Consider the following 4,465-nt stretch of genomic DNA (forward strand, 5'->3'; position numbering starts at 1 on the left):
GAACCACAACCTATATTTAAATCTTTTCAATTTGTCCAAGAAATAGCTTTCAAAAACAAAGATCTTCACCGTTCAGATTTGGGAATTGAACGATTTGGATTCGTAAAAAGATCGCATATTATTGAAAGAGTTCATTGTGAATATGAAGTTTGTTTTACAACTGGTGATGATTCTTCGTTTATTTTAGAATATTCACTGCGCCCGCTAACAGAAAACGAAATTCAAGAGCGTTTAAGCTATATTGCAAACCATGCAGACAAATTTACAGAATTTATCCAACTGTTAAATAGCCAACCCGAATTACAGGCTTATCATATTAATCCTTCTTCTTTGACTTCCTCTACACAACTTTCATTTACTTAAAAAAAGCAATAGATGCCCTGCATCCATTGCTTTTTTTATCTTTTAATAAATCTAACCATTGAAATATGATCAATTCCTGCATCTAAAAAGACTTCACCGTGAGCTATAAATCCTAAAGACTCATAAAATTTTTGGGCACTAATCTGAGCATCTAGTTTAATCTGATTCACTGACATCTTATCTTCAATATATTCCATAGCTGCCATCATTAAGGCACGCCCCACGCCTTTTTGACGCGCTTCCTTTAAGACAGCCACTCGACCAATTTTGGCATATCCTTCTTTTGTTTCAATCACACGAGCTGTGCCTAACGCCATATCCCCCTCATATGCCACTAAAATAGGTACAAATTGATCTAATTCATCAATTTCCTCCTGTGCTGGAACATGCTGTTCTCCAATAAAGACATTCGTACGAATTCGAAATACATCTGCAAAATGCTTTTGAGTACTTGCTAAAACAATCTCCATCTCAAATCCCTCCTTTCACTTTTTTATTGAATATAGGTTTCATAATAGTTACTATATAACTCATTAAACGCAATTAATGCATCATGATGAGTTTCAGAGGCTATATTAGCCTCATCAATGGCTGTATTAATATTTGTCACAAGAGCTTCCATTTGTTGAATATCCGTTGATTCATTCAACTGATTATAAAATTGAGCTTGAGCCTCATTTAAACGGATTAATGATTCGACATAATCCACTAAACTTGATTCATAAATCGTATATTGTTCAATTAACATCGTTGCCTCTTGTAAAGCTGTACTATCTTTTACTTTATCCTTTTCTTTTATTAACTTATTTTGATCAACTAAGGCACCACGAATACATAAATCATATTCACTTAATAATTGTTTACTATTTTCAACATTTTGTTGGCCTTCTTCAACAAATCCTTTGATATCATCAAAAGAATCTGTTCCTTTTTCAATTATACGATTATAAATCTCTGTTTCTTTAGCCATTAAATCAGTTAATTGGGTATTATTTTCATTACATTTATTTTGACTGACAATTTGATCATTTAAAATCGTAAAAACCTGTGTTTCGCCCTTACCTCCACAACCTACTAAAAGTAACAAACATAAAATCGGTATAATTCTCGTTATTTTCATTGCATTCAACGCTCCTTTAATACTTCAAAAACTTATTGTTTATTTTATCCAATTTTAAAATTAACATACATCATTACCATTTATCCTTAAAAATTTTTCCATTAAAGTCTATTGTCTTTTAAAAAATTATTGATTAGATGGTGATTTGAATCATACATTCTAAATTCATATCCTTGAGATTGATAAAATTCAATGATGTTTGCCAATGCTTCAAGCGTTAGTTCTTTTTCATGCATTAAAACAATTTCAACCGGAGCATTGGTTTGTTTTTTGATGGTTTCTAAAATTTCATTAGCTGATTTTTGTTTCCAATCTTTCGAGTCGATGGTCCAGTCCCATATTTTAAAGTCATGCTCAATCAATGAATCAGCCATCGCTGGTGTAATGCCTGGAACGCTTCCATAAGGTGGTCTAAACAAAGTCGGTCGAACCCCAATAATCCCCTCTAACAAATCTTGTTCTTGAAGTAATTCTTGCGTTAGCGCCTCAGGTGTATCTGGATTGTAGATAATTTGACGATCGTGTGTCATTGAGTGAAGACCAATATAAAAACCTGCCTCATGTACCGCTTTAACAGTGTCTGGATATCTTGAAACATTTGATCCAATATAAAAGAAGGTCGCTTTGACATCATAGCGTTGTAAAATCTCAATAAATTCCTCACTTCGTTTACTTGGACCATCATCAAATGTCAAATACACCACTTTTAGCTCTTTTCCGTTCCACTTTAGTGGTATTTCTCGCTCTTGAAAATAAGAATGATCCGGTAAGTTATTATTGATTTGTTCTAATAATATCCTTGCATCGGTTCTCATAACGAAAGAATTTCCTATGAATAAAATCATTAAGCATAAACAACACATTATTTTTTTCATTTATCGTCATCCCTATCTGCTACAAGTAAACTGATATTTTAATAATATACAAAATATATAATTTAATATTACTTAGTATACCTTATATTTTCTATTTTTTTCAACTCATTCATGCATTTTTCAACAAAACTTTTTCTCATATTTTTTTTATTTTTATTCAACCTTTTTTATCATAATATTGAATTTATTGTAAATACTATAAAATATATTTCTGATAAAGGAGAGGTTCATTTTGAAACGAAAATTCCGTTTCCTCTTAATCGCTTATCTGTTTATCCTTATTGGATGTAGTCGTTCAAATGGATCAACACATCCCGTTTCTTATGTCGCTAATCATTCCGATCATAAACCGGTTGAAACAGTCATCGCAGCACTTAATTCACTCCAAGATAAAAACATATCAAAATATCATGAATTTACTGCTTTTCAAATGGCGACAGATTATACAGCAAGTTATATTGCAACAGACCCCTTTGCCTCTTCTCCATTCGAAAACTTTTTGATTCTTCATTATTTAGCGGCAATTGTTAATAACTCCACTTATGAAATCTTAGAAGTTCAGCAAGTTAACGAAAATGCAACTGTCGCTGTTAAAATGACCATTCCTAATTACACTGAACTCCTCGAGTTATCATTACCAGACGTCATTTCAGTCTATCGTCAACATTATGCCTCAACGAATGTCGAAGACTTTAATGCGAAAACCTCGCTCATGACAACCATGAATGAGATGATTAATAATTCGTGTGAGGACTTAGATTCAACCGAAATGATTAACACGTTTAAACTAAAAAATATCGAAGGCAGTTGGTATATTGTCGATAATGGATTACTTTACGACGAAATTAGTCAATTTGTTCAATTTTATAATCGTCAACTTTAATAACAAAAGACATGATTCTTTGGAATCATGTCTTTTGTTATTCACCGTTCCCCTACCTAAACATAAACTAAAATTAGGGTATCGTCCATTTCTTTGTTTATCACGATATTACCTAATTTAAAATCTCTTTTAAAGGAGGATTTTTTATGCGTGTAACTCCTCCAACACCCCCACCACCCCCACCTGTTTCTGATATTGGACTTGAGAATGAGTCAGCAGCTTCGTTTGAAACCCTTGATGCCGAAGATCTTGTTCCACCAGAATGTCCTAAATTTCTCCCTTATCTCCTATCTCTTGATCCGTATACCTTTTGGATTTTAAGTATTCTAATTGCGGTACTCATTGCTAAGGAGGCCGAATACCCAGATGAGCAAAATATCATTGGGGTCTTTCTCGAATCGATTGGAACGAATATAGAGTATATCGCCGCTCAAGGTCTCTATCTTCAGGTCTTACAAGATCGTCGAAGTGATAAGGTAGCTGATCTTGAAAAAGAAGAATTAAAAAAAGAATTAGCAGAGATGAAAAAAACAATGGCCCAGATGCAAGAAATATTGATGACGTGTTGTCCCGAAGCAAGTGAAAAATTAAACTCTACTCATTTTGTTCAATCTGACACTTATAGTTCTCCACCAAAATAAAAAGGTTTAAAGTGTACACAAACTTTAAACCTTTTTATTTCGCTTTAGGAGTGCCACTAGAATCATCGCCAGGGTTCCACCTGCCGTGTCAATTAAAACATCGGTAAATAAACAGGCACGACTTGGAACGAATGCCTGATGAATCTCGTCGCTACACGCGTATAAAAAGACACCAACTAAACTAAAGGCAAGTGATTGTTTCTTTGGTTGATATTCCTTGATGACATTAAATATCAATAAATATAAAATAAAATATTCTGAAAAATGAGCAGTTTTACGAATCATAAATTGGATGTCTAGGCCAAAGATTTGATTCGGCATAAAACTAAACTGAGCTAATAATCGCTCAATGAGTCCACTACTTTGTGAAGATTGTTCACCGGTTTGCGCTGAAAAGCTAAAAATGACAATCATCCAAGCAATCATCGCTCCCCATTTGATAAACCGTTTCATATCTCTACCTCTATTTGATTTAAAAATCCCTCAATCAACCTTGAGGGATTTTTACCTTAATTATAATTTAAAATCGTTTCACGGATTTCATCCCAACGGAAGGCATCGCGAATTCCATCTTCAATTGAGT

The 4,465-nt window shown here is 33.5% G+C and carries 7 protein-coding genes; 3 read left to right on the forward strand and 4 right to left on the reverse strand.

Going from position 1 to position 4,465, the window contains the following annotated elements; all coding sequences use genetic code 11:
• Positions 1 to 363, forward strand: a 363-nt coding sequence (locus tag QWC74_RS03390) for a hypothetical protein (protein ID WP_288993914.1), incomplete at its 5' end; no start/stop codon positions are given.
• 35 nt (positions 364 to 398) lie between these two features.
• Here QWC74_RS03390 and QWC74_RS03395 read toward each other — a convergent pair.
• The 3 genes from QWC74_RS03395 to QWC74_RS03405 form a co-directional block, all read right to left on the reverse strand.
• Positions 399 to 833, reverse strand: a complete 435-nt coding sequence (locus tag QWC74_RS03395; protein WP_006783519.1) for a GNAT family N-acetyltransferase — start codon at positions 831 to 833, stop codon at positions 399 to 401.
• Positions 834 to 856: 23 nt separating this feature from the next.
• A complete protein-coding gene (locus tag QWC74_RS03400) occupies positions 857 to 1,483 on the reverse strand; it encodes a YkyA family protein (RefSeq protein WP_006783518.1) in 627 nt (208 codons plus the stop codon).
• Between the two features lie 101 nt (positions 1,484 to 1,584).
• Positions 1,585 to 2,358 (reverse strand): polysaccharide deacetylase family protein, encoded by a 774-nt coding sequence (locus tag QWC74_RS03405; protein WP_237701248.1) that lies wholly within the window; start codon positions 2,356 to 2,358, stop codon positions 1,585 to 1,587.
• A 232-nt stretch (positions 2,359 to 2,590) separates the two neighbouring features.
• Between QWC74_RS03405 and QWC74_RS03410 the strand changes: the two genes are divergently transcribed.
• Positions 2,591 to 3,241: a hypothetical protein gene (locus tag QWC74_RS03410; protein ID WP_006783516.1), complete on the forward strand. Its 651-nt coding sequence runs from the start codon at positions 2,591 to 2,593 to the stop codon at positions 3,239 to 3,241.
• Between the two features lie 146 nt (positions 3,242 to 3,387).
• Positions 3,388 to 3,882: a hypothetical protein gene (locus tag QWC74_RS03415; protein WP_006783515.1), complete on the forward strand. Its 495-nt coding sequence runs from the start codon at positions 3,388 to 3,390 to the stop codon at positions 3,880 to 3,882.
• Positions 3,883 to 3,906: 24 nt separating this feature from the next.
• Here QWC74_RS03415 and QWC74_RS03420 read toward each other — a convergent pair whose 3' ends face one another.
• Positions 3,907 to 4,335 (reverse strand): VanZ family protein, encoded by a 429-nt coding sequence (locus QWC74_RS03420; protein ID WP_006783514.1) that lies wholly within the window; start codon positions 4,333 to 4,335, stop codon positions 3,907 to 3,909.
• Between the last annotated feature and the right edge of the window lie 130 nt (positions 4,336 to 4,465).

This window comes from uncultured Turicibacter sp. (assembly GCF_938044715.1).
In the GTDB taxonomy this organism is placed as follows: Bacteria; Bacillota_I; Bacilli_A; order MOL361; family Turicibacteraceae; genus Turicibacter; species Turicibacter sanguinis.